Origin of the sequence: Streptomyces sp. NPDC003456, assembly GCF_042878735.1 — a bacterium.
Classification (GTDB): Bacteria; Actinomycetota; Actinomycetes; order Streptomycetales; family Streptomycetaceae; genus Streptomyces.
In genome coordinates, this window is sequence record NZ_JBIAOK010000003.1 from 1,104,991 (window position 1) to 1,127,874 (window position 22,884).

Sequence of the window (22,884 nt, forward strand, 5' to 3'; positions counted from 1 at the left end):
CTGCGTCAAGATCCGAACGACAGCCCCTGGTCGGGAACGACGGCCGTCGCCGTGATCTCGACCAGCTGCCCGGTGTACCCGAGGCACGCCACGCCGATCAGCGTCGACGCGTGGGGACCGGCGCTGAGCCCCGACGCCTCGACCACGGCCCACACGGCGGACAGCACGGCCGGGTCGGCGCTCACCACGTACACGTCGGTCGTCACGACGTGGGCCGGATCGCTGCCCACGGCATCCAGCTGCTCCCGCAGATTGGCGATGACCTGCTCGGCCTGCCGGACCGGATCCCCCGGGCCGACGAGGTCGCCCTGCGCGTCCAGGGGCACGGACCCGGCGAGGAACGCCAGCCGTGTGCCGGCCTCGACGACGGACGCGTGCGAGTAGGCGGGCGGCGGGAACAGGCTCGGGACGGTGACGCGGCGGATCACGGGAATCTCCGATCTGTGCGGCGACTGGGCAACCCGCCGATCATGCGCGGCCCCGCCCCCGGGCGCACCCGTATTTCACTTCACGCAGGCAGGGCGTCCTCCCTACTCTGCCCCTGTCCCGGACCCCGAGTGTTCTGCCGAGGAGCGAGCCGGCGTGCCCACCGTTTCGGACCAGACCTTCCTCGACACCACGGCGGACCGTCTCGCCGCCCTGCCCGGCGTCCGGGCCGTCGCCCTGGGCGGCTCCCGCGCGCAGGGCGCCGCACGTCCCGACAGCGACTGGGACCTGGCCGTCTACTACCGCGGCGCGTTCGACCCGGCCGAGCTGCGCGCCGTGGGCTGGGAGGGCGAGGTCTCCGAGATCGGGGCGTGGGGCGGAGGCGTCTTCAACGGCGGCGCCTGGCTCACCGTCGCGGGCCGGAGGGTGGACGTCCACTACCGCGACCTCGACGTCGTCGAACGCGAGTGCGCCGAGGCGGCGGCGGGCCGCTTCCGGATCGAGCCCCTGATGTTCCACCTCGCGGGCATCCCCACCTATCTCCTGGTCGCCGAACTCGCGATCAACAAGGTCCTGCGCGGCGACCTGACCCGCCCCGCGGCCTACCCCCGGGCCCTGCGCGAGAGCGCTCCACCGCGCTGGCACGGCATGGCCGCGGCCACCCTCGCCTACGCCAGGGCAGGGCACGCCCCGAAGGGCGCGGCCACCCAGGTCGCCGGCGCGATCGCCCTGGCCACCACGCAGACGGCCCACGCGGTGCTGGCGGCCCGGGGGGAGTGGGTGACGAACGAGAAGGGCCTGGTGGCGCGGGCGGGACTGGAGGAGGTCGACGCGTGCGTCGGGCAGCTGACCGTCCGGCCCGACGACCTCGCCCGGACTCTCACCGAGGTGGAGGCGCTGCTCACCCGGGCCCTGGCGGCGGCCCGCGTCTGAGGTTGCGTTCATAAAGAACCCGCACCTCGCCGGCCTCCGACACGTTCCGGAAACCTCCTGGCGAGGAACCCGGCCTACCGTGGATCTCCCCACCCCGCCCCGGTCGCCGTCGCCCGAAGGCTCGTCCCCGCCTCTGTGAGACGACAGGAGCCCCGTGTCCCGCCGCACCGCCCCGCACCTTCCGCCCTGGCTCGCACACGCGCTGCGCGCCCAGCGGGGGCCCGTGCCCTGGAGCGCGGTGACCCGCGGGGCCCTGTCGGCCGGTCCGCTGCTGCTGGTGGCCGTGGAAGCCGGGCGCACGTCGCTGGGTGTCGTGGCCGCCATCGCCGCCATGCTCGCCGGGATCAACGACCGGCCCGGCAGCCGGCGGGCCTCCGTCACCCGGCTCGGGGTGCCCGCCCTGGGCGGTGCCGCGGGGCTGGTCGTCGGGACGTATGCCGGGCAGGGCGCCGGCGCGGTCGTGCTGACCGTGATCCTCACGCTCGTGGGTCTGGTCGCCGGCGCGATCAGCGCCGTCGGACCCGTCGCCTCCGCCACCGGCACCCAGCTGCTCGTCGGCGCGGCGGTGGGGGCCGGGATGCCCCTGCCCGAACCCGGCTGGGAGCGTGCGCTCGCCTTCCTCGCCGGGGCCGGCTGGCTGCTCGCGCTGCGGCTCGCCCTGCCCACGCCCGGCTCCCTCGGCGGCGACTTCCGCTTCGACGGCGAGCGCGAGGCCGTCGCCGGGGTCTACGACGCCGTCGCCGGACTCCTCGACGCCGCCGGAGGAGCGGACGCCATCCGCCGGCGCGCCGCGCTCACCGCCGCCCTCGACCACGCGCAGGACGCCCTGTCCGGGCCCCGGCTGCGCCGGTACGCGTCCTCCTCGGCCGAGCGCCGACTGCACGCCCAGTACGCCGCCGCCCTGCCCCTCGCCGAGGCCGCCACCGCCCTCGCCTGGGCCGGTGAACCCGTCACCGGGCGGGCCGGTGAAGGCCCCCGGCGACTCGCCGCCGCCGTCCGCGGCAGCGCCCACACCGGGCCGCTGCCCGCCCCCGCCCGGTCGGCGCCCGCCCTGCGCGCCCTCGACGACGCCCTGCTGCACGCCGCCGAGGTCTTCGACCGGGGCCGCGGCGGCGCCCTGCACACCCGTCCCCGGATCGCCCGAGTCCGCCTGCGCGCCGCCCTCGGCAGCGCGGGGCGGGAGTACGGGCTGCGCGTCGCCCTGAGCTTCGGGGCCGCAGCGGCACTCGCCCAGGCCCTGCACCGGGCCCAGTGGTACGGGCAGCACGACCACTGGTACTGGCTGCCCGCCACGGCCGTCTTCCTTGTCAAGCCCGACCTCGGGCCGCTGGCCTCACGGGTGCTCAACCGGGCCGCCGGCACCGTCCTCGGCGCTCTGCTCTTCGCCGGGCTCGCCGCCGTCCTGCCCCGCCCCGAGGGGCTCATCGCGCTGGTCGCCCTCAGCGGGGCGCTCATCCCCGTCGCCACGCGGCACTTCGCCGCCCAGACCGCCGTCGTCACCGTCCTCGTCCTCGCCCTGGTCATGGTCGGCGGTGAGCCGCAGGCCTCCGCCGGCCGCATCGGCGAGACGCTGCTGGCCTGCGCGATCGTGCTCCTCGTCGGGCACCTGACCATGCCGGGGCAGAAGGGCGGAGGCGTACGCGGCCGGCTCTCGGCGGCGGCCGACGCCGCGTACGCCTACCTCGCCCACGTCCTCGCCGAAGCCGAGACCCCGCGCGTCGGGCCGGCCGCGCCGGTCGTGCGGGACCGCGGACCGGACCGGCCCGCGGGCGCTCCCGCCGGTGGGACGCGCACCGGCCGGCGCCGGGGACCGTCCGGGCCCCACACCGCCTCCGACCATCGCGCCGCCCGCTGGACCCTGCGCCGCGAGGCCTACCGGACCCTCGCCGAGGCCCGCTCCGCCCTCACCCTGGCCGCGCACGAACTGCCCGCCCTGGCCCGGCACACCCAGGGCGCCGACGAGGTGGCCGACCTGCTCGAACGCCTCGTCGACACCACGACCGCCTGTGCCGTCCACCTCGACGACACCGGCCGCATCGGCCAGGGGCACATCGAGCGGCTTGCCGCGCTGGTCGAGGAACTCGCCGGGCCCGGCGCGCGGCTGGGCCTGCGACTGCCCCGGACCCCCCTGGCCGGGTAGCACCGGGCCCCTGCCGGGAGCCCGTGCGTCGGCACTCACCCGATCCGCACCCACACCGGCGCGTGGTCCGAGCCCGCCACGCCCCTGCGGTCCGCCGGGTCCGGGCCGACCGAGGGGAGGCCGGGCGGGCCCTCGTCCGGCAGTCCGGTGCCCGCCGCCGTCGCCCGGCGCACCAGGCGGTGGCTCAGCAGCACGTGGTCGATCAGCTCGCGGCGCCCGGAGTTCACCCGGGAGTAGCGCTGCCCGGGCGGGATGAGCGGGGCCACGTTCCACAGCCGGGCCGCGTCGCCCCGGTCCGGCCGGTCGTAGCCCGGCGTGCCGATCTCCGAGCCGGGCGGGCCGAGCAGGATCTGGGTCGTGGCCGCCTGCACCTCGTCGTTCAGGTCACCGACGAGCGCCACGTCCCGGCCCTGCCCGTCCCCGGCCAGCAGCACGTCGGCCAGGGCGCGCAGCGCCGCCGCCTCGGCCGCCCGCCGGTACAGGGCGTAGGCGCCGTAGCGGGCCCGTTCGCCCTCGTCGCGCGGCTGGAAGCGGCCGTCCGGGTACGACAGCAGCTTGGACTTGAGGTGGCAGACCGCCACCCGCAGCGGCCCGCCGGCGGGCCCGGACTCCCCGGGCTGCCCGGCCTCCACGGCCAGGAACCCTCGTCCCGCCCCCGCCACCGTGGTCCCCGTGTCGTCCACCTGCACGGGCCGCAGCTCCGCCGGGAAGGCGGCGGTGTCCGCCAGTACGGTCAGCGGCAGTCGGCTGAGGAAGCCGACGCGTATGCCGCGGCTGTCCGCGTGGGCGGACAGGGCGAGGTGCCAGTCGTCGCCGAGCATGCCCGTGAGGTCCGCGAGGGCTTCGGGGTCCCCGACCTCCTGCACGCCGAGCAGGGCCGGGTCGAGTTCCGTGATCACGGCGGCGAGCGCGGCGAGCTTCGCCTCGTAGGCGGCCTCGTCCTGCGGGCCGTACGGGCCGCCGGGGCGGTAGAGGTTCTCCAGGTTCCAGGTGCCGAGGAGCATGCCGGGCTCCTTCCAGAAGCCGACAGACGGGGTGGTGGGCCCAGCGTGCGTGCCCGGCCCGCCCCGCGACAGAGCTGTGACGGGATGCGCGGCTCGGCTCATGCCGCCCCACGACACAGCCGTACGTCGGCGTGATGACGCCTTCCGCAGCGGACGGTCCCGCCGAGCTCATCATCGGCGCATGCCCGGCCCTCGTGCACGACGATCAAGAACGGGCCGGATGCGCCCCTTTCCCCGGGCGGCGATGAGTTCCGCCGCCGCACGCGGTCTGCACTCCGACGGACCGTTGTCACAGGAGGGCCCATGTCGCTTCCGGAGATCGTCTCGCGCGCGCAGTGGCGCGCGGCACGCGCAGACCTGCTGGCTCGGGAGAAGGCCGCGACCCGCGCGCGGGACGCGCTCAACGCCGAGCGGCGCAGACTCCCCATGGTGGAGGTGGGGGAGGAGTACGTCTTCGAGGGCGGGGACGGCAAGGCCACGCTGCTCGACCTCTTCGAGGGCCGGCCCCAGCTCGTCGTCCACCACTTCATGTTCGCGCCCGAGTGGGACGCGGGCTGCCGCAGCTGCTCCGCGTTCCTGGACCAGATCGGGCACCTCGCCCATCTGAAGGCCCGCGGGACGTCCTTCGCCGTCGTGTCCCGCGCCCCCTACCCGAAGATCCTGCCGTTCAAGGCGCGGATGGGCTGGACGCTGCCCTGGTACTCCGCACACGGCAGCGACTTCAACCGGGACTTCGAGGTGACCCTGGAGCACGAGGGGGAGCTGGTCGAGCGGCCCGGCCTGAGCTGCTTCCTGCGCGACCGCGGCCGGGTCTTCCACACCTACTCGACGTACGAGCGCGGCCTCGACGGGCTCGGCTCGACCACCAGCCTGCTCGACCTGACCGCGCTCGGCCGCCAGGAGGAGTGGGAGGAGCCCGAGGGACGCGCGTCGGCCAGTGGGGCGCCTGCGGGAAGTGCGCGCATCAGGTATCACGACGAGTACGACGACTGACACCGGCAGTGAGGAAATCAGCCAAGCGGCTGAGAACTTCCTCACACTTCACGGTGAACGCGTGTCGATAACGTCTCAGAACCGTCACTTCGCGAGCCGTCCACCCCATCGTTGGCGTTTAACTCTACGAGTACAGCGCTACATGGAGGTGCAGGGTGAACGGGCGAACGGTGCTCGAGCGCTTCCCCGCCGGCGGACCGAGAGGCTCCTGGCCTGCGGAGGAGTTCGCGCAGGCGCGGCGTCTGGAAGGCATGCCCGCCGAGGTCGTGATGGATCTGGCCACGGACATGTTCCTGGTGATCGTGCGCCGGGGAGACGCCCCCGACGCCACTGCCTGAGGCGCGCCCTCACCCGACCGGGGCGCATTTCCCCTGCCGCGCGCCTTCGCCTTGCCGAGGTGCGCCTCGCCTGACGGCACGCCCTTGCCCCGCCTGATGGCACGCCCTTGCCCCGCCCGGCGTGCGCCTCGTCCGAAACGGGCCCTCACCCGTCCGGGGCGCGCTCCCGTGGCGCTCGCTGCCCGTGGCGCGACGTGCGCCCTCATCCCGCCTTGGGCGCCGGCACCTTGCGCACCGGCGGCACCGCCGTGGCCGACGGGGAGAACTGCTCCGCCTGGAGCGCGTACAGCTCGGCGTACAGGCCGCCCGTCGCGAGCAGCTCGTCGGGGGTGCCGGACTCCACCAGCCGGCCCTGGTCCAGGACGTGCACCAGGTCGGCGTGGCGCACGGACGCCAGCCGGTGCGTGATCAGCACGACCGTCTGGCCGCTGTCGGCCAGGGCCCGGATGCGCTCGAAGACCTCCAGCTCGGCCCGGGCGTCCAGGGCCGCCGTCGGCTCGTCCACGATCAGGATGCGTCCGCGCCGGTAGGCCGCCCGGGCGATCCCCAGGCGCTGCCACTGGCCGCCCGACAGTTCGTGACCGCCGCTGAAGTTGCGGGCCAGCAGCGTGTCCAGGCCCCGGGGCAGGTCCGCCACCACCGGTTCGGCCCCTGCCTCGGCGATCGACGCGGCCAGCCGCTCCTCGCTCACCGGGGCGGAGGTGCGGCCGAGGGCGATGTTCACCCGGGCCGTGAACGGCCACCGCTTGAAGTCCTGCGCCACCATCGCGATCCGCTCGGCCAGCCGGTGCCGGTCCGCGGTGGCCGCGTCCACGTCGTCCCACAGGATCCGTCCCCGGTCCGGCGTGTAGAGCCCCGCGAGCAGCTTCACCAGCGTCGTCTTGCCCGAGCCGTTCTCCCCGACCAGGGCGACGATCCGGCCGAGCGGCAGGGTGAGCGACACGTCGTCCAGCGCGGGGCGGGCCGAGTCGCCCGGGTAGCGGAACGTGACGTTCTCGAAGCGGATCTCGTGGGGCTCCTCCGGCAGGGCCCGGCCGCCCTCCGGGATCGCCCGCTGCGCCGCCTCCGCGTACAGCCGGTGCAGGTCGCCGACGAACAGGGCCTCCTCGTGCAGCGCGTTCACCTCGACGACGAGGGTGTCGAGGCTCTGGGAGCCGGTGCGGATCGCGATGACGGCCGTCCCCGCCACGGACAGGGCCATCGCCCCGGCCAGCAGCAGCCCGCCGAGCGTGGCGTACGTCGCCACCGTCGCCACGCCGGTCCACGCCGCCGCGATCAGCCCTGTCCGGGCGGCGAGCCGGGCCAGCCGGGCCTGCTCGGCCTCGGCCGTCTCCGACATCGCGCGGAAGTGCCGCAGCAGGAAGCCGCCCACCCCGTGCACCCGGATCTCGGGGGCCGCCTCCGGCTCGATGAGCAGGGCGCCGAGCAGCCGGCCCGCCCGGGCGTGCTGCACCCAGGCGTGGAAGGACTCGTAGCGCCGCCGGGCGAGGGTCAGCGCGCTCCAGGCACTCGGCAGGGTCATCGTGATCAGCAGCGGCAGCAGGGCCGGGTGCAGCACCGTCAGCACGCCCGCCGCCGCGGTCAGCGAGATCATCGCGTTGATGACGCGGGTCCCGTAGGAGATCATCCGCCGGGCGGAGGCGGCGCCGTACTGGGCGGTGTCCAGCAGCTTGTGGAAGGCGTGGTCCTCGATCGCGGACAGCTCCACGGCCGCCGCCCGCTCCAGGTACCGCTCGGTCGCCACCCGCTCCACCTTCGGCTCCAGGCGGCCGGTGGCGTAGGTGCTGGCCGCCCGCAGCAGGGCCGCGACCAGCATCGCGGCGGCCACGGTGACCAGGGCCGGGACGGCTCCGTGCAGCCGCTCCTCCAGGGAGCCGCCGCCCATCAGCCGGGCCAGCACGCTGTTCACCGCGAGCAGGCTCACCGCCTGCGCCACGCCCCGGCCCGCCTCGGCGGCCAGGACGGTCCGCGCGGCACCCGGGTCGGCCTGCCGGGCGAGCCCCAGGCTGGACACCAGCAGCGACGGCAGCCGCCGGACCATGGCCCGGAAGCCGAGTTCGAGGAACGCCTCGGCGTGCTGGTTCCAGCCCATGTCGTAGCGCAGCGGCCCGCCGAACAGCAGCCGCTCCGACTCGGACACCTCCGGCGCGGTCCGCTTCTTCGCCACCGTCGACCGACCTCCCCCACCTGGTCCGCTCGCATCCGCGCCCGTCCGTGCGCGGACGGAACGGTCACTATCGCGGGGGCGGGACGTGCCCGGGCAGGGCGCAGTCCGGGGCGCCGGAGGCGTGCGGGCGCACGGCCCGGCCGGGTGAGGCACGGGGCGGCGCGGGTGGCGGGAACGGGGGCGGCGGGCTGGACCGGGGCGTCGCGGGGTGCCGCTGCCGCCGGGGGCCGGGCGGTGCTACGCGCTGACCGGCCGTGACCACGAGGGGGCCGTGCCCGTCACGCGGCACAGCGCCAGGTACAGGGGGATCGGCGGAGTGTAGGGCAGGGTGCCCTCCGGGCGGTGGACCAGGCCGGGCAGCCGCTCGGCGTCCGGGACGACCGCGCCCGTGGCGTAGTGCGCGGGGGAGGGCCACTCCAGGGCGTGGTCGGAGTCGGCCGGCACCAGCCACCACCAGTGCGTGCCGTCGGCGTAGACGCAGCCCACGCGTGGCAGGCGGGGCATGACCCGGTGGCCGAGAGGGGCGGGCATCGCCACCGCGTCGCAGCCGAGCGGGGCCGTCATGCCCTCGGGTACGGGAAGCCGCAGGACCGGCCCCGGGGTGCGCAGACCGCGGCCGAGGCGGACCAGTGTGTCCAGGCTCAGCACGGAGGCGCCGTGCGGTGCGCTCATACCGGCCCCCCCTCCGTGCGGCGGTGCTGTGCGGGGACCTCCGGGGTACCGGGTGCCCGGCGCGACGCCTCGGGGGCGGGGTCCTCGTCGTCCTCCGAGCCGTCGGAGGTGCCCCGCTTGGGGCGGGCGCCCCAGCCGAGGTCGTTGCGGGGCTCGTCCCGGAGCGGAGCCGCGAGGTGGTGGCCGGGGGCGGGGCGGAACGGAGCGGCCGGGTGCCGGTCGGGCTCGCTGCCGGGCGACGTCGTCCGGGGGTGGTCGCGGTCGTCCCCGCCCGGGAGGTGCGCGGTGCCGTCGGGTTCGTGCTCTCCCGGCAGGTGCGCGGTGCCGTCCTGGCCGGGCTCTGCCCAGTCCAGGTCGTTCCACGGCCCGGCGGGGTCCGCGCCGGCGTCCGCCGTGCGCGGCAGCTCGGCCCAGACGAGCAGTCCCGGGCCGTGCTCGTGCGCGCCCCAGGCGTGGCACAGGGCGTCGACGAGAAGCAATCCCCTCCCGTGCTCCTCCTCGGGACGGGTCCGGCTGGCCGCATGGGGCTGTCCCGGGGCGCAGCCCTCGTCGCGCACGGCTATGCGCACCAGGTCGTCGCCGTCGTGCAGCTCGCACACGATGTGGGTGCTCGCCGTGTGCACGATGGCGTTGGTGACCAGCTCGGAGACCACGAGGGCCGCGCTGTCGCAGGTGTCCTCGCACACCGACCAGCCGGTCAGCCGAGCCCGGGTGAGACGTCTGGCCTGGGCGGGAGAACCCGGATGTGCGGCCAGCTCGAAGCGGAACCGGCGCGGGGCAGCGGCCCCGAGGGGGTCTGCTCCGGCACCGAGGCCGGGAAGGCCTGCGGCGGCGTCTGTTCCTAAGGGCGCGGACGGAATCACGCTTGCCACTATCTCCCCGGCGTGAACACTTGGCAAGTGTCACTCTGAAAATTGCAGAGTGCTGTGTGACGGTCTGGAAGGGCGTGGCACACTGCTCGCAACAGCACCCCGTGCGGCGCCAGTTGAGATCGTCGAAGCTCAGTTCGAAAAACCCGTTCGAACCAGCTCTTCGGCGGGTTCTCGAGTGGCGCCGCCGGGCTGTCAGCGTGTTCGAACGGCCGATTCGTCAACAGCGTGGAGGTGGGGCGTGAGCGAACCGCGGTCCGCACCGACGGTCGGCCAGGTCGTCCTCGGCCGGCGCCTGCTCGACCTGCGCGAACGCGCCGGGATGAAGCGCGAGGAAGCCGCCCGCATCCTGCGCGTCGCCCCCGCCACCGTCCGCCGCATGGAGATGGCCGAGGTCTCGCTCAAGATCCCGTACCTCCAGCTGCTGCTGAAGGCCTACGGGATCTCCGACGAGGAGGCCGAGGCCTTCGTCCTGCTCGCCGAGGAGGCCAACAAACCCGGCTGGTGGCAGCGGTTCCACGACATCCTGCCCGGCTGGTTCTCCATGTACGTGAGCCTGGAGGGCGCCGCCAGCGTCATCCGCAGCTACGAGCCCCACTTCGTCCCCGGCCTGCTGCAGACCGAGGAGTACGCGCGCGGGGTGCTGCGCTCGGGCGCCATAGGGCAGACCCGGCCCGAGGACATCGAGCGCCACGTCGCCCTGCGCATGCAGCGCCAGGCCCTGCTCACCCGCGAGGACGCGCCCCGGCTGTGGGTCGTGATGGACGAGACCGCGCTGCGGCGTCCGGTCGGTGGTCCGGAGGTGATGCGCGCCCAGATCGACAGGCTGCTCGAGGCCACGCGGCTGCCGAACGTGACGCTGCAGGTGGCGCCGTTCGCCGGTGGTCCGCATCCGGGGACCTACGGGCCGTTCGTGCTGTTCCGATTCGCCATGCCCGAACTGCCGGACATGGTCTACAGCGAGTACCTGACCGGCGCCGTCTACCTCGACGCGCGCGCCGAGGTGGCGACCCACCTGGAGGTCATGGACCGCATGGCGGCGCAGGCCGCTACGGCACATCGCACGAAGGAGATCCTCCGGGATCTCCGCAAGGAGCTGTAAATGGATCGCATCAAGCCGCGCAAACACGTCTACAACGGCATGCCCGCGCGCGACTTGGGCAGCGAAGGCTGGCACAAGCCGTGGAGCGGAGGGAACGGGGGGAACTGCCTGGAGGCGATGAAGCTCGCCGACGGCCGCATCGCCGTCCGCCAGTCCACCGACCCGGACGGTCCGGCGCTGATCTACACCACCGCCGAGATGACGGCCTTCATCGAGGGGGCGAAGGCCGGGGAGGCCGACTTCCTGCTGTCCTGAGGCGATCGCCTCCGCTCCCGCTCCACCCTGCTTGCCACCCGCGGCGAAGCGCCGGTACCGAATCGACCACCCTCTGTGCCTCATGGAGTGCCTCATGACCGGGCAGGACCCCACGTCGGCCGCACGGATCGACACCACCAAGCCGCATCCCGCGCGGATGTACGACTGGTACCTCGGCGGCAAGGACAACTATCCGGTCGACGAGGAGATGGGCCGGCAGATGCTCACCCTCGACCCGAGGGTGCCGGTGATGGCACGCGTCAACCGCGCGTTCATGCAGCGGGCCACACGCTGGCTCGCCGGCCGGGGCGTCCGCCAGTTCCTGGACATCGGCACGGGCATACCGACCGAGCCGAACCTCCACCAGGTCGCCCAGCAGATCGCGCCCGACGCCCGGGTCGTCTACTGCGACAACGACCCCATCGTCCTGGCGCACGCGGCCGCCCTGCTGCGCGGCACGGACGAGGGGGCGACCGAGTACCTCCAGGCCGACGTCCGCGACCCGGACGCCATCCTGGAGGGCGCCCGGAAGGTCCTGGACCTGACCCGGCCCGTCGCCCTGTCGCTGATCGCGCTGCTGCACTTCGTCCCCGACGAGGACGGCGCCCACGGGCTGGTCGGCCGGCTGCTCGCCGAACTGCCGTCCGGCAGCTACCTGGTGATGACCCACGCCACCTCCGACTTCACGCCGGAGGAGTCCAGGGCCGCCACCGAGAAGCTGCGCGCCGCCGGTGTCACCCTCGCCCTGCGCACCCGCGAGGAGGTCACCCGCTTCTTCGACGGCCTCGACCTCGTCGAGCCCGGCATCGAGGTGCCGCACCTGTGGCACCCCGAGTTGGGCGAGCCGGTACCCGGCCAGGACGACGGGATCATCCCGGGCTACGGGGCGGTGGCGCGCAAGCCCTGAGCCGCACGCGCGTCCCACGGGCCGGTCACGGCGGCGGCATCGCGCCGCACAGCGCCTCCAGGGCACCCCCGTAGGCGTGCTCCGGGGGTGCCGCATAGCCGACGACCAGGCCGTCGGTCACCGGCATGTCCGTCCCCGGGTGCCGGAACGCGGCCAGGCCGTCGAGGGCGACGCCGTGCCGGGCGGCGGCCTCGACCGCGGACGCCTCGCTGCCGGGCGGCAGGCGCAGCACCGCGTGCAGGCCCGCCGCGACACCGGTCACCTCGACGTGCGGCGCGTGCCCGGCGAGCGCCGCGACCAGCCGGTCCCGCCGCCGGCGGTAGCGCTGCCGCATCCGCCGCACGTGCCGGTCGTACCGGCCCGAGGCGATGAAGTCCGCCAGGCTCAGCTGGTCCAGCACACTCGCCCACGCCTCACGTTCGCCCTTCGCGGCCAGCACGGCGTCGACCAGCCCCTCCGGCAGCACCATCCAGCCCAGCCGGACCGCCGGCGACAGGCTCTTGCTGACCGAACCCAGGTGGATGACGCGCTCCGGGTCGAGGCCCTGCAGCGCGCCGACCGGCTTGCGGTCGTAGCGGAACTCGCCGTCGTAGTCGTCCTCCAGGACCAGCCCGCCACGCGCGCGTGCCCAGTCGGTCACCGCGGCCCGGCGCGCGGGATGCAGCGGCCCGCCGGTCGGGAACTGGTGCGCGGGGGTCAGCAGCACGGCCCGCTCGCGCCCCAGCCGGTCGACCCGGGCGCCGTCCTCGTCGAGCGGGAGCGGCACCGTGCGCACCCCGGCCGCGGCCAGCAGCCCCCGGTGGAAGCCCAGCCCGTACGCCTCCACGGCCAGCGGCCCGCGCAGGACACCCCCGCCGAACAGCAGCCTGAGCGCGTGCGCGAAACCGGAGCAGATCACGATCCGGCCGGGCTCGGTCCGCACCCCGCGCGCGCGTGCCAGGTACTCGGCGAGCGCCTCCCGCAGCTCGGCCCGCCCCGCGGGGTCGCCCGGGCCGAACGCCTCGCCGGGCGCGTGCTGCAGGGCCCGCCGGTAGGAGGCCAGCCAGGCGGTGCGCGGGAAGGCCGAGCCGTCCGGGCTGCCCTGGCGCAGATCGTGCCGGGGGCCCGGCGCGCGAGGCGGTGCCTTCCGTGAGGCGGGCGCGGCGGGCCGCAGCGGCTCGGCGCGCTCCGCGACCCGGGTGCCCGACCCCTGCCGGGCGGTCAGCCAGCCCTCCGCGACCAGCTCGGCGTAGGCGTCCGCCACCGTTCTCCGGGCGACTCCCAGGTCCGCCGCGAGCGAGCGGTAGGGCGGCAGCCGCGTGCCCGGGGCCAGCCTGCCGTCGCGCACCGCGTCCCGCAGCGCACGGATCAGCGCCGCGCGCCGACCACCCGGCCCGGACAGCACCAAGTGCAGGTCCGAACCGATCCGCTCCGCCGAATCGACCCACGAATCCGTCACGGAACTGCACCCTAGCGGGGGTCTTTCCGATCCCTAGGCTGAACGCATGACGACGAACCCGAGCACGCACACCAGCGAAGTCGCCGCGCCCCGGCCGCAGTTCGCGAAGTCCGCGCCGAAGGCCTTCCGCGCGCTCGTCGCACTCGACGCCGCCGCCCGCGAAGGGCTCGACCTCGCCCTCGTCGAACTGGTCCAGATCCGCGCCTCGCACCTCAACCACTGCGCGTACTGCCTCCACCTGCACACCGGCGACGCCCGCAAGGCCGGCGAGAGCGAGGACCGGCTGCACATGGTCGCCGTGTGGCGCGAGGCCCGCCACTTCTTCACCGAGCGCGAGCAGGCGGCCCTCGCCCTCACGGACGCGGTGACGCTCGTGGCCGGCGCGGGTGTCCCGGACGACGTCCACGCCGAGGCCGCCGCATGCTTCGACGAGCGGGAGCTGTCCCAGCTCCTCGCCCTGATCTGCACGATCAACACCTGGAACCGGGTGGCCCTGGCCACCGGGAAGGTGGCGGGCACGGACGAACGGTGAACGGACGCCGGGGTGGGTGGGGGCGGAGACGGTTCAGGCCGTCATGGGCCGGTCGTACGGGCCGATCGGAGCCGGCAGGACCGAACCGCCCGTCAGATGGCGGTCCACGGCGGCCGCGACCGCCCGCCCCTCGGCGATCGCCCAGACGACGAGCGACTGGCCCCGGGCCGCGTCGCCCGCGGCGAACACACCGGGCACGTTGGTGGCGAAACCGGCGTCCCGCGCGATCGTGCCCCGCGGGTCGAGCGCCAGCCCCAGCTGGTCGACGAGCCCGTCGTGCCGGTCGGGGCCGGTGAAGCCGAGGGCGAGCAGGACCAGGTCGGCGGGGAGTGTGCGTCCCGTACCGTCGACCGGGCGCCGCCGCTCGTCCACCTCGACCAGGTGCAGCGCGCGCACGTGCCCGCTCCCGTCGTCCTCGAAGCGCAGCGTGGACGCCGCGAACAGCCGGGCGTCCGCGTCCGCGAGCGGGGCCGTGCGCAGGTCACGGGCCTCCTCGTGGGCCGCCGACAGCCGGTAGACCCGCACCGGGTACGTGGGCCAGGGCTCGGCGTCCTCGTCGCGCTCCGGGTCGGGCAGCGCGTAGATGTCCAGCTGCGTCACCGACGCGGCGCCCTCCCGCACGGCGGTGCCCAGGCAGTCCGCCCCCGTGTCGCCGCCGCCCACGATGACGACGTGCCGGCCGGCCGCCGACAACGGGGACGCCTCCAGGTCCCCCTCGCGCACGCGGTTGGACAGCGGCAGGTACTCCATCGCCTGGTGGATCCCCGTCAGCTCCCGTCCCGGCACGGGCAGTTCGCGCCACGCCGTTGCACCCGTGGCGACGACCACGGCGTCGTAGCGGCTGTGCAGCTCGTCCCCGCCGATGTCACGTCCCACGGCGGTCGACGTGCGGAACTTGGTGCCCTCGGCCCGCATCTGCTCCAGCCGCCGCTCCAGATGGCGCTTCTCCATCTTGAACTCGGGGATGCCGTACCGCATCAGCCCGCCCAGCCGGTCGTCCCGCTCGTAGACCGCGACCGTGTGCCCGGCCCGGGTGAGCTGCTGGGCCGCGGCCAGACCCGCCGGGCCCGAACCGATCACCGCCACCGTCCTGCCGGACAGCCGCTCCGGCGGCCGCGGCGGCGCGAAGCCCTCCTCCCAGGCCCGGTCGGCGATCGCGCACTCGACGTTCTTGATGGTGACCGCCGGCTGGTTGATCGCCAGCACGCAGCCCGCCTCGCACGGCGCGGGGCACAACCGGCCGGTGAACTCGGGAAAGTTGTTCGTCGCGTGCAGCCGGTCCGCCGCGGCCCGCCAGTCCTCCCGCGACACCAGGTCGTTCCACTCCGGGATCAGGTTGCCCAGCGGGCAGGCGTCGTGGCAGAAGGGGATCCCGCAATCCATGCACCGGCCGGCCTGCGCGCCGATGATCGGCAGCAGCGCACCGGGGACGTACACCTCGTCCCAGTCCCGCGCCCGCTCCTCCACCGGCCTGCGCGGCCAGTCCTGCCGGGGGGTGGTCAGGAAACCCTTGGGATCGGCCATGGCCGTCTTCCTTGCGTGGGCGGTGACGGGCCGTGCGTCGTCGGGCGGCGCCCCTTCCCGCCACGATACGTCCGTGTCCGTCCCGGTGCCCGTCGCCGCCTGCGGTCAGGTGAGGGCCAGCACGTACGACAGGGCCGCCCCCGCCGAGGCGACCGTGCGGACGTGGTTCCACCGCGTCCACTCGCGCAGGTACACCGGCCAGTACGCCGCCGCCTCGGCCGACTCCGGCTCCAGCCTGGCCAGCGCCTCGTTGCGCGGCACGTTCGCCGTCACGGTCGGCCCGAACGAGCCGAACAGGTACAGGGCGCTGCCCACCAGCAGCTCCACCGCCCCACGGTCCGGCCACAGCACGAACGTCACCACGGCGAGCACCGCGCACAGCACCGCCGTGCCCAGGAACACGATCATGAAGGGCGGTCGCACCGCCGCCTCGTTGACCGCCTGCATCGCGGCAGCTCCCCGAGCCGGCGGCAGCGCCGCGAGGCCCCGCATCACGAAGGCCGAGAAGCCGCAGAACACCCCGGCCACCAGACCCGTCCCCAGCACCCCCAGCACCGTCAGCGCGAAGTACGGTCCCTCGATCATGTCCTCTCCCACCCGTCGGGCCGGTTGCCGTCCGGCGCCTGCCTGCCCATCAGTGAAGTGCCCGACGGCCCCCGGGACCATGGCCGAGGGGCGCGCAGCCATGCGCGGGCGTCCACCGGTCGGGCCTGCCCTCCGGCCGCTCGCGTCGGGCGAGCACACCGGTGCCCGCCGGCGGCCGAGGGCGACGGCCGGTGCGATCGGCTTACGCCCCAGCAGCGGGCAGCGGGCAGCGGGCAGCGGCGGGCAGCGGCGGGCAGCGGCGGGCAGCGGCGGGCGAAGGCGTGCCGGCCGGCCCCGGCCGCCCTCACCCCGCCGAACCCAGTCCTGCCCCGGACCAGCCCCGCAGCACCGTCTCCACCGCCGCGGCGATCCGCCGCCGGGCCTCCTGCCGCGGCACCCCGCTCATCAGCAGCCGGTCGTACGGCGTGTCCAGATGCCGCACGGACGCCACGACGGCCGCCGTCACCGCCTCCTCGGACAACGCCCGGCCCGCCGCACTGCGCCCGACCCGGCCGCTGCCCCGCTCCGAGGCGTGCGCGGCGACGGCCAGCGCCCGATCGGCCGGGCACCCCGGGAACAACCGGACTATCTCCGCCGCGAACGCCCGGGCGAACAGCACGTCCTGCGCCGCCCGCCGCCGCGCGTCCCGCACCCGGCGCCGCCGCCGGGCCTCGGCGTCCGCGAGACACCGCTGCTCGGCCCGCGCCAGCGCCCTCTCCTCGACCAGGACACCCTGCCGCTCGTAACGGTTCCTGCGCCGGTTGAACCGCACCACCACCGCCGACAGCGCGCTCTCCTCCCGGGACCGGCGCGTCAGTGCGGTGTCGCCGCTCGGCAGGAACACCAGGTGCCCGAGGTCGGCGCAGTCGAGGCAGCGCGGGGCGCCTTCTTCGAGAGCGAGCAACGCCAGTGGGCCGCGCCGGCACTCGGCGCAGTACCGCCGCTTCAGGGGCTGGAAGACGACAAGTCCGCCGAGGGGCGGGAGCGTCACGCGGGGGACCATGAGGAGTTCATTCCCTCTGACGCGGTGCGCACCACGTCCGCGGCCCAGGACCCGGACGGCCACGGCGGGCGGCGTGCTCACCGCCCGCCCGGCCACCCGGGACGTCCCCCCGCCCGCGCCGGGTCGGGTGAGACACGTGATGCCTCCCTTGCCGCCTGCTGACGCATCATGGGCCGTGTGCGACTCGAAGCGATCACCTGGGACCGGCTCGGCGACCTGCTCGCCGAGCGCCTGCTCGAACTGAAGTCCGCCGACGGCAGTCCCTGGCCCCGCATCGCCTTCGACGGCGCCCCCGCCGCCCGCCCCGGTGACCTCGCCCGGCGGGTCGGCGAGGCGCTGCGCGAACGGGGCCGCCCCTCGCTGGCCGTCGGCACCGAGGGATTCCTGCGTCCTGCCTCCGTACGTCTGGAGTACGGCCACCGGGACGTGGAGGCCTACTACAGCGGCTGGTACGACACCGGCGCCCTGTGGCGCGAGGTGTTCGGCCCCCTCGAAGCCGAGGGCGACGGCCGGGTCCTGCGCGACCTGTGGGACCCGGTGACCGACCGCGCCACGCGCACCCCCTACACCACCCTCCCGCCCGGCGGCGTCCTGCTGCTGCACGGACCCTTCCTCCTCCGGCACTGGTTCCCCTTCGATCTGAGCGTCCATGTCCTCCTCTCCCCAGGTGCCCTGCGCCGCCGCACGCCCGAGGACGAGCACTGGACCCTCCCGGCCTTCGAGCGGTACGAGCAGGAGACCGACCCGGTGCACACCGCCGACGTCCTGGTCCGGGCGGACGACCCCCGGCATCCCGCCTGGAGCGGCTGAGCGGAGCCGCCCCGGCCGCCCGGTGCCACGGGCACCGGCGGGGTGACGCCCCGAGCTCGCGAGCGCCCGGCCGGGGCGCCGGGGGGCTGGGGTGCCGGCGGGCTGGGGCGTCGACGGGCCGACGGCCGGGGGCTGGGGCGTCGACGGGCCCCGGTGCACCGGGCTGGGGCGCCGGCGGCTCGGTGTGCGGGTGCCCCCGGGCCCGGTGAGAATTGCAGGGCCGGGACTCGCGGTGCGACCCGCGCCGCGCCGGCCGTCCGGCACCGGGAGGTACCCCATGACCACAGCCGGAGACATCATGCACCGCGGCGCCCAGTGGATCCCCGCCCACGAAACCCTCGACCGCGCCGCCCAGCTCATGCGCGAGCTGAACGTCGGCGCCCTGCCCATCAGCGACGAGAACGAGCGGCTCTGCGGCATCCTCACCGACCGCGACATCGTCGTCGGCTGCGTCGCCATGGGCCACGACCCCGCGAGGGTCACCGCGGGCGACCTGGCCAAAGGCACGCCCCGCTGGATCGACGCGGACGCCGATGTCAGCGAGGTGCTCCACGAGATGCAGGAGCACCGCATCCGCCGGCTGCCCGTGATCCAGGACAAGCGCCTGGTCGGCATGATCAGCGAAGCCGACCTGGCCCGGCACCTGACGGACGACCAGATGGCCACCTGGGCGGAGAGCGTCTACGCCAGGACCACCACGGCCTGACCGGCGCAGCCGTCGAACCCCCGGGCCGACGCCCCGGACCGGGTGAGCACCCCGCGGTGCGGCCCGGTCAGAGCCAGCCGGTGCGGCGGAAGGCGCGGTACAGCGTCAGGCACGCCACGGATATGACGCCGACGACCATGCCGTAGCCGTACCGCCAGTGCAGCTCCGGCATGTGGTCGAAGTTCATGCCGTACACCCCGCACACCATCGTCGGCACGGCGATGATGGCGGCCCACGCGGTGATCTTCCGCATGTCCTCGTTCTGCGCGACCGTGACCTGCGCGAGGTGCGCCTGCAGGATGGAGTTGAGCAGTTCGTCGAAGGCGGCGATCTGCTCCTTCGCCCGCAGCAGATGGTCGGCCACGTCGCGGAAGTACGCCTGTATCTCGGGGTCCACCGCCCGCATCGGCCGGGTGGCCAGATCCTCCAGCGGCCGGCTGAGCGGCACCACCGCCCGCTTCAGCTCCAGCAGTTCACGCTTGAGCTGGTAGATGCGCCCCGGGTCGGCCCGCGCGCCGTTCTCGGCGAACACGTCCGTCTCGACCTGGTCGATGTCCAGTTGCACCGCGTCGGTGACGGTCAGGTAGTCGTCCACCACGTGGTCCGCGATCGCGTGCAGCACGGCGGACGGGCCCTTGGCCAGCTGCTCGGGGGCGGACTCCAGCTCCTCGCGCAGTGGCCCGAGCGAACCGTGCCGGCCGTGCCGCACCGTGACGACGAAGTCGTGGCCGACGAACACCATGATCTCCCCGGTGTTCACCACCTCGCTGGTGGCGGTGAGTTGCTCGTGCTCCACGTAGCAGACCGTCTTGAACACCGCGAAGAGCGTCTCCCCGTACCGCTCCACCTTGGGACGCTGATGCGCCTCGACCGCGTCCTCCACGGCCAGGGGGTGCAGGTCGAAAAGCTCGGCGATGCCCGCGAACTCGGCGTCCGTGGGCTCGTGCAGCCCGAGCCAGACGAACCCCTCCCGGTGCTTGCGCACCCGCTCCACGGTCTCCACCAGGTCGCCGCGCGCGGCGACGCGCGCACCGTCCCGGTACGTCACGCAGTTCACCACCGAGGAGCCCAGCGGGGACCGGGCGGGGTGACTGAGGTCGACACGCGGACGCCGCCGGGCCAGACGGGCCACCCTGCGCAGGCCGCCGACCCCGCCGAGGCTCGTCACCTTCCGCAGATTCCCTGCCATGGACATCCCGATCTCCTTGCGTGGACTTCTCGTGCCGTCCTGTGCCTTGGCGCGCCAGTCTGCCAGCCTCGTGCGAGCGGCGTGCGAGCCTGTGGAAACGGCGCATTCCGCTTGGTGCCCACCTGTGGACGGCCAGGTCGCAGCGGCTGTGGCCACAGCGGCCGCGGCTTCGGCGGACCGGCTTCGACGCACCGGCTTGGGCGGACCGGCTTCGGCGGACCGGCTTGGGCGCGCCGACCACATCGACGCCCCGCGGGTGTCACGCGGTTCTCCGTCCCGGCGCGTCGACCGGTCCCGGCGCGTCGACCGGTCCCGGCACGTCGACCGGTCCCGGAGCGTCGACCAGTACGACAAGTCCGGCTGAATGGGATGATCCCGGCATGACGCCAACCGACGAGTATCTGCTCGACGACCGCCGGCACGAGACGGCGGAGCACTTCAGCGCCTTCGCCGCCCTCTTCGACCCCACGACGTTCCGCCACCTCGACGCACTCGGCGTCGGATCGGGCTGGCGCTGCTGGGAGGTCGGCGCCGGCACCACGGTCGTCTCCTGGCTGGCCAAGAAGGTCGGCCCGACCGGACGCGTCCTGGCGACCGACACCGACACCGCACGGCTCGCGTCCGCCGCCCGGCCACCGGTCGAGGTGCGCGTCCACGAACTCGGCGCGCCGGAGCCGCCGGGGGAGGGCTTCGACCTGGTGCACGCCCGGCTCGCCCTGGTCCAGGTCACCGACCGGGAGCGGGCGCTGCGATCGATGGTCAAGGCGCTGCGCCCCGGCGGCCGCCTCCTGGTCGAGGACGCCGATCCCGCCCTGCAGCCCTTGCCCTGCCCCGACGAGCACGGCCCCGAACAGCGGCTCGCGAACCGGCTGCGCCAGGGCTTCCGGACGCTGCTCGCCGATCGCGGCACCGAGCTGCCCTGCGGCCGGACCCTGCCTCGTCTCCTGCGCGAGGCGGGACTGAGCCGTGTCCACGCCGACGCCTACTTCCCTCTCGCGTCACCTGACTGCGCCGCGCTCGAGGCCGTCACCATCCGCCAGATCCGCGACCAGCTCGTCGGCGCCGGCCTCGCCACGGAGCAGGACGTCGACCGGCACCTGCGGAACGTCACGTCCGGCACGCTCGACCTGGCGACGGCTCCGATGATCACGGCGTGGGGACGCAAGCCCTAGCCGGGTCGCCGGTGGCGGAGAAGAGCCCAGGGGCGCGCGCCGCCCCCGGCACGCGCCCGCCGGACGCTGCTCTCACCCGGCAGCCGGCGGCCTGCCACCGATCCGTGCCACCGCCAGCGCACCCGCCCGGCAGCCCTGCGCCGCGGCGTCCTCCGGCCCGGCGCCCGCCAGCAGAGCGGCGAGGAACCCACCGGTAAACGCGTCACCGGCACCCGTGGTGTCCACGGGCGTCGCCGGAACGGCCGGGACGCGGGCGGTCACCTTCCCCGCGCGCGCCACGAGCGCCCCTGCGCAGCCCTGTTTGGTCACCACCAGCGGTACGCGCAGACTCAGCTCGGCGGACGCGTCGGAGGCGTCGGCCAGCCCCGTCAGCAGGCACGCCTCGTCCCGGCTGGGCATCAGCACGTCCACGCCGTCGACGAGCGACAGGAACCGCGCCGGGCCCAGGCCGGCGAGGAACCCGGCCGAGGCGGGGTCCAGGCTCACCGGCACTCCACGCGCGCGTGCGGCGCGCAGCGCCACCGTCACCAGCGCCCGGCTCGGCTCGGAGAACAGGAGGTAGCCGGACAGGTGCAGCCGGGCCACCCCGTCGAGCAGCACGTCCGACCAGTCGCCGGCGTCCAGCCGCAGCGACGCGCCACTGTCGGTCAGGAACGTCCGCTCCGCCGCGGCGCCCTCGTCCACCATGCAGATCACCGTGCCGGTGGGCAGGTGAGGGTCGACGACGAGCCGCGGCCGCACCCCGCGGGCCAAGAGCTCCCGTTCGTGCCAAGCGGCTGAGTCCGCACCCACGCGACCCAGCAGCCGCACGTCGGCCGCACCCTGGTGGGCCGCCCAGCAGGCGACGTTGCCCCCGGCACCGCCCGGCACGGTCAGGATCGACGCGGCCGTGTCCGTACCGGCCGCCAGCGGTCCGCGGTGCCGTGCGACCACGTCGGTGATCACGTCCCCGACGACCAGCAGGGCCCGTCCCGGCCCCAGGGCCCGTCCCGACCCCCGGGCACCAGCGCCCGCCCCGACGGCCACCGGATCGGTTGCGCCCGTCCCGACGGCCACCGGATCGGTGTCGTCCCTACCGACGGCCCCAGGACCGGCCTCGCCCGCGTCGGTTCCCCGGGCACCCGGGTTGCCGGCACCGGGCACCGCCGGGTCGCCGACCCCGCTCATCCCCGCGCCCAGGCCGCCGCGATCCGTGCCGCCAGTCGTACGTTGCCGCGGACCGCCGCGAGATTGGCGTTCAGGGACGCCCCGTCGGTGTGCCGGACGAGGTAGTCCAGCAGGAACGGCGTCACCGCCTGACCGGTGACGCCCTCGGTCTCGCACGCGTGCAGTGCCTCCGCGAGCACGCGCGCGTGCAGGTCCGGGTCGAGCTGCTCCTCCTCGGGAACGGGGTTGGCCACGATCAGCGCGGCCTCCGGCCCGGCGAGCGCGTCCTGAGCCCTCATCACGCCCGCCACCTCCTCCGGCGTCCGCAGCGTCCAGTCGACCGGATGTCCCGAGTCGGAGAGGTAGAAGCCGGGGAAGCGGTCCGTGCCGTAGCCGGCAACCGTGACGCCCAGCGTCTCCAGCCGCTGCAGGGTCGCCGGCACGTCCAGGATGGACTTCACCCCGGCGCACACCACGGTGATCCGCGTGCGCGCCAGCAGTCCCAGGTCGGCCGACTCGTCCTGGGTCACCGTCCACTCCCGGTGCACCCCGCCGAGCCCGCCCGTCGCGAACACCCGCACGCCGGCCAGGGAGGCGAGCAGTGCGGTCGCCGACACCGTGGTCGCCCCGCTCGCCCCCGCGGACACCGCCGGCGCCAGGTCACGGTGGCCGAGCTTGCGGATGCCGTCCTCGTTCGCGACCCGCTCCAGTTGCTCCTTGTCGAGCCCGACATGCGGCCGCCCGTCCAGCACGGCGATCGTGGCGGGCACCGCGCCCTCCTGCCGTACGGCCGACTCCAGCTCCAGCGCCACCTGGAGGTTGCGCGGCCGTGGCAGGCCGTGGGCGATGATCGTGGACTCCAGGGCCACCACGGGACGCCGCTCCTCGACCGCCGCCCGCACCTCTTCCGACACCATCAGCACCACGCGCCCGCCTCCTGTCAGTCGGCCAGTCGGTTCACCCTCATCTCTGG

General features: G+C 74.9%; 23 protein-coding genes. 11 read left to right on the forward strand and 12 right to left on the reverse strand.

Annotated features, from left to right (window positions below; translation table 11 throughout):
* Positions 1–5: 5 nt before the first annotated feature.
* Positions 6–428: a RidA family protein gene (locus ACFYWG_RS15875; RefSeq protein ID WP_376331969.1), complete on the reverse strand. Its 423-nt coding sequence runs from the start codon at positions 426–428 to the stop codon at positions 6–8.
* A gap of 154 nt (positions 429–582) precedes the next feature.
* Between ACFYWG_RS15875 and ACFYWG_RS15880 the strand changes: the two genes are divergently transcribed.
* Both ACFYWG_RS15880 and ACFYWG_RS15885 read left to right on the forward strand, forming a co-directional pair.
* The gene (locus tag ACFYWG_RS15880) at positions 583–1,359 is read left to right on the forward strand and encodes a nucleotidyltransferase family protein (protein ID WP_389201720.1); all 777 of its coding nucleotides are present in this window, start codon (positions 583–585) and stop codon (positions 1,357–1,359) included.
* Between the two features lie 154 nt (positions 1,360–1,513).
* Entirely contained in the window at positions 1,514–3,499 is a 1,986-nt protein-coding gene (locus tag ACFYWG_RS15885; RefSeq protein WP_389201722.1) for an FUSC family protein, read from the forward strand.
* 35 nt (positions 3,500–3,534) lie between these two features.
* On the opposite strand, the gene ACFYWG_RS15890 is transcribed toward ACFYWG_RS15885, so the two are convergent.
* A complete protein-coding gene (locus ACFYWG_RS15890) occupies positions 3,535–4,503 on the reverse strand; it encodes an endonuclease/exonuclease/phosphatase family protein (RefSeq protein ID WP_385418112.1) in 969 nt (322 codons plus the stop codon).
* Positions 4,504–4,806: 303 nt separating this feature from the next.
* Here ACFYWG_RS15890 and ACFYWG_RS15895 point away from each other — a divergent pair, with 303 nt between their 5' ends.
* The gene (locus ACFYWG_RS15895) at positions 4,807–5,496 is read left to right on the forward strand and encodes a DUF899 domain-containing protein (RefSeq protein WP_389201725.1); all 690 of its coding nucleotides are present in this window, start codon (positions 4,807–4,809) and stop codon (positions 5,494–5,496) included.
* A gap of 155 nt (positions 5,497–5,651) precedes the next feature.
* Entirely contained in the window at positions 5,652–5,834 is a 183-nt protein-coding gene (locus tag ACFYWG_RS15900; protein ID WP_383503477.1) for a hypothetical protein, read from the forward strand.
* 202 nt (positions 5,835–6,036) lie between these two features.
* Here ACFYWG_RS15900 and ACFYWG_RS15905 read toward each other — a convergent pair whose 3' ends face one another.
* From ACFYWG_RS15905 to ACFYWG_RS15915, 3 genes are all read right to left on the reverse strand, one after another.
* Complete coding sequence (locus ACFYWG_RS15905) at positions 6,037–8,001, reverse strand: ABC transporter ATP-binding protein (RefSeq protein WP_389201727.1); 1,965 nt, start codon at positions 7,999–8,001, stop codon at positions 6,037–6,039.
* 237 nt (positions 8,002–8,238) lie between these two features.
* The gene (locus tag ACFYWG_RS15910; RefSeq protein ID WP_376331961.1) at positions 8,239–8,673 is read right to left on the reverse strand and encodes a hypothetical protein; all 435 of its coding nucleotides are present in this window, start codon (positions 8,671–8,673) and stop codon (positions 8,239–8,241) included.
* The gene (locus ACFYWG_RS15915; protein WP_389201730.1) at positions 8,670–9,545 is read right to left on the reverse strand and encodes an ATP-binding protein; all 876 of its coding nucleotides are present in this window, start codon (positions 9,543–9,545) and stop codon (positions 8,670–8,672) included. The genes ACFYWG_RS15910 and ACFYWG_RS15915 overlap by 4 nt, the downstream gene beginning before the upstream one ends.
* 238 nt (positions 9,546–9,783) lie before the next feature.
* Here ACFYWG_RS15915 and ACFYWG_RS15920 point away from each other — a divergent pair, with 238 nt between their 5' ends.
* The 3 genes from ACFYWG_RS15920 to ACFYWG_RS15930 all read left to right on the forward strand — a co-directional run bounded on the left by ACFYWG_RS15920 (position 9,784) and on the right by ACFYWG_RS15930 (position 11,806).
* A complete protein-coding gene (locus ACFYWG_RS15920) occupies positions 9,784–10,644 on the forward strand; it encodes a helix-turn-helix transcriptional regulator (RefSeq protein ID WP_383503475.1) in 861 nt (286 codons plus the stop codon).
* Positions 10,645–10,899, forward strand: a complete 255-nt coding sequence (locus ACFYWG_RS15925; RefSeq protein WP_030246665.1) for a DUF397 domain-containing protein — start codon at positions 10,645–10,647, stop codon at positions 10,897–10,899.
* Positions 10,900–10,993: 94 nt separating this feature from the next.
* Complete coding sequence (locus ACFYWG_RS15930; RefSeq protein WP_383503474.1) at positions 10,994–11,806, forward strand: SAM-dependent methyltransferase; 813 nt, start codon at positions 10,994–10,996, stop codon at positions 11,804–11,806.
* A gap of 25 nt (positions 11,807–11,831) precedes the next feature.
* On the opposite strand, the gene ACFYWG_RS15935 is transcribed toward ACFYWG_RS15930, so the two are convergent.
* The gene (locus tag ACFYWG_RS15935) at positions 11,832–13,244 is read right to left on the reverse strand and encodes a PLP-dependent aminotransferase family protein (RefSeq protein ID WP_389201733.1); all 1,413 of its coding nucleotides are present in this window, start codon (positions 13,242–13,244) and stop codon (positions 11,832–11,834) included.
* 46 nt (positions 13,245–13,290) lie between these two features.
* Here ACFYWG_RS15935 and ACFYWG_RS15940 point away from each other — a divergent pair, with 46 nt between their 5' ends.
* Positions 13,291–13,776, forward strand: a complete 486-nt coding sequence (locus ACFYWG_RS15940) for a carboxymuconolactone decarboxylase family protein (protein ID WP_389201736.1) — start codon at positions 13,291–13,293, stop codon at positions 13,774–13,776.
* Positions 13,777–13,809: 33 nt separating this feature from the next.
* Here the strand turns inward: ACFYWG_RS15940 and ACFYWG_RS15945 are convergent, their stop codons facing one another.
* From ACFYWG_RS15945 to ACFYWG_RS15955, 3 genes are all read right to left on the reverse strand, one after another.
* Positions 13,810–15,300: a glutamate synthase subunit beta gene (locus ACFYWG_RS15945; protein WP_383503471.1), complete on the reverse strand. Its 1,491-nt coding sequence runs from the start codon at positions 15,298–15,300 to the stop codon at positions 13,810–13,812.
* A 105-nt stretch (positions 15,301–15,405) separates the two neighbouring features.
* The gene (locus ACFYWG_RS15950; RefSeq protein WP_389201738.1) at positions 15,406–15,885 is read right to left on the reverse strand and encodes a DUF1772 domain-containing protein; all 480 of its coding nucleotides are present in this window, start codon (positions 15,883–15,885) and stop codon (positions 15,406–15,408) included.
* A 304-nt stretch (positions 15,886–16,189) separates the two neighbouring features.
* Positions 16,190–16,888, reverse strand: a complete 699-nt coding sequence (locus ACFYWG_RS15955; RefSeq protein WP_389201740.1) for a DUF2293 domain-containing protein — start codon at positions 16,886–16,888, stop codon at positions 16,190–16,192.
* 177 nt (positions 16,889–17,065) lie between these two features.
* Between ACFYWG_RS15955 and ACFYWG_RS15960 the strand changes: the two genes are divergently transcribed.
* Both ACFYWG_RS15960 and ACFYWG_RS15965 read left to right on the forward strand, forming a co-directional pair.
* On the forward strand, positions 17,066–17,698 hold the full coding sequence (locus ACFYWG_RS15960) for a uridine kinase (protein ID WP_389201742.1): 633 nt from the start codon (positions 17,066–17,068) through the stop codon (positions 17,696–17,698).
* Between the two features lie 277 nt (positions 17,699–17,975).
* Positions 17,976–18,404 carry a CBS domain-containing protein gene (locus ACFYWG_RS15965; protein WP_376331942.1) on the forward strand — a complete coding sequence of 143 codons (429 nt, stop codon included), beginning with the start codon at positions 17,976–17,978 and terminating at the stop codon, positions 18,402–18,404.
* 67 nt (positions 18,405–18,471) lie between these two features.
* Here the strand turns inward: ACFYWG_RS15965 and ACFYWG_RS15970 are convergent, their stop codons facing one another.
* Positions 18,472–19,599 (reverse strand): magnesium and cobalt transport protein CorA, encoded by a 1,128-nt coding sequence (locus ACFYWG_RS15970; protein WP_376331940.1) that lies wholly within the window; start codon positions 19,597–19,599, stop codon positions 18,472–18,474.
* A 374-nt stretch (positions 19,600–19,973) separates the two neighbouring features.
* Here ACFYWG_RS15970 and ACFYWG_RS15975 point away from each other — a divergent pair, with 374 nt between their 5' ends.
* Positions 19,974–20,765: a methyltransferase gene (locus tag ACFYWG_RS15975; RefSeq protein ID WP_385418138.1), complete on the forward strand. Its 792-nt coding sequence runs from the start codon at positions 19,974–19,976 to the stop codon at positions 20,763–20,765.
* A 72-nt stretch (positions 20,766–20,837) separates the two neighbouring features.
* On the opposite strand, the gene ACFYWG_RS15980 is transcribed toward ACFYWG_RS15975, so the two are convergent.
* Entirely contained in the window at positions 20,838–21,821 is a 984-nt protein-coding gene (locus ACFYWG_RS15980; RefSeq protein ID WP_389201745.1) for a carbohydrate kinase family protein, read from the reverse strand.
* Between the two features lie 107 nt (positions 21,822–21,928).
* The gene (locus ACFYWG_RS15985) at positions 21,929–22,834 is read right to left on the reverse strand and encodes a pseudouridine-5'-phosphate glycosidase (RefSeq protein ID WP_383503496.1); all 906 of its coding nucleotides are present in this window, start codon (positions 22,832–22,834) and stop codon (positions 21,929–21,931) included.
* Positions 22,835–22,884 lie beyond the last annotated feature (50 nt).

Coding starts and splice junctions, on each gene's coding strand:
- ACFYWG_RS15890 (WP_385418112.1), bottom strand. CDS start 4,503: ATGCTCCTCGGCACCTGGAACCTGGAGAACCTCTACCGCCCCGGCGGC.
- ACFYWG_RS15895 (WP_389201725.1), top strand. CDS start 4,807: ATGTCGCTTCCGGAGATCGTCTCGCGCGCGCAGTGGCGCGCGGCACGC.
- ACFYWG_RS15910 (WP_376331961.1), bottom strand. CDS start 8,673: ATGAGCGCACCGCACGGCGCCTCCGTGCTGAGCCTGGACACACTGGTC.
- ACFYWG_RS15925 (WP_030246665.1), top strand. CDS start 10,645: ATGGATCGCATCAAGCCGCGCAAACACGTCTACAACGGCATGCCCGCG.
- ACFYWG_RS15930 (WP_383503474.1), top strand. CDS start 10,994: ATGACCGGGCAGGACCCCACGTCGGCCGCACGGATCGACACCACCAAG.
- ACFYWG_RS15940 (WP_389201736.1), top strand. CDS start 13,291: ATGACGACGAACCCGAGCACGCACACCAGCGAAGTCGCCGCGCCCCGG.
- ACFYWG_RS15945 (WP_383503471.1), bottom strand. CDS start 15,300: ATGGCCGATCCCAAGGGTTTCCTGACCACCCCCCGGCAGGACTGGCCG.
- ACFYWG_RS15950 (WP_389201738.1), bottom strand. CDS start 15,885: ATGATCGAGGGACCGTACTTCGCGCTGACGGTGCTGGGGGTGCTGGGG.
- ACFYWG_RS15955 (WP_389201740.1), bottom strand. CDS start 16,888: ATGGTCCCCCGCGTGACGCTCCCGCCCCTCGGCGGACTTGTCGTCTTC.
- ACFYWG_RS15965 (WP_376331942.1), top strand. CDS start 17,976: ATGACCACAGCCGGAGACATCATGCACCGCGGCGCCCAGTGGATCCCC.
- ACFYWG_RS15970 (WP_376331940.1), bottom strand. CDS start 19,599: ATGTCCATGGCAGGGAATCTGCGGAAGGTGACGAGCCTCGGCGGGGTC.
- ACFYWG_RS15975 (WP_385418138.1), top strand. CDS start 19,974: ATGACGCCAACCGACGAGTATCTGCTCGACGACCGCCGGCACGAGACG.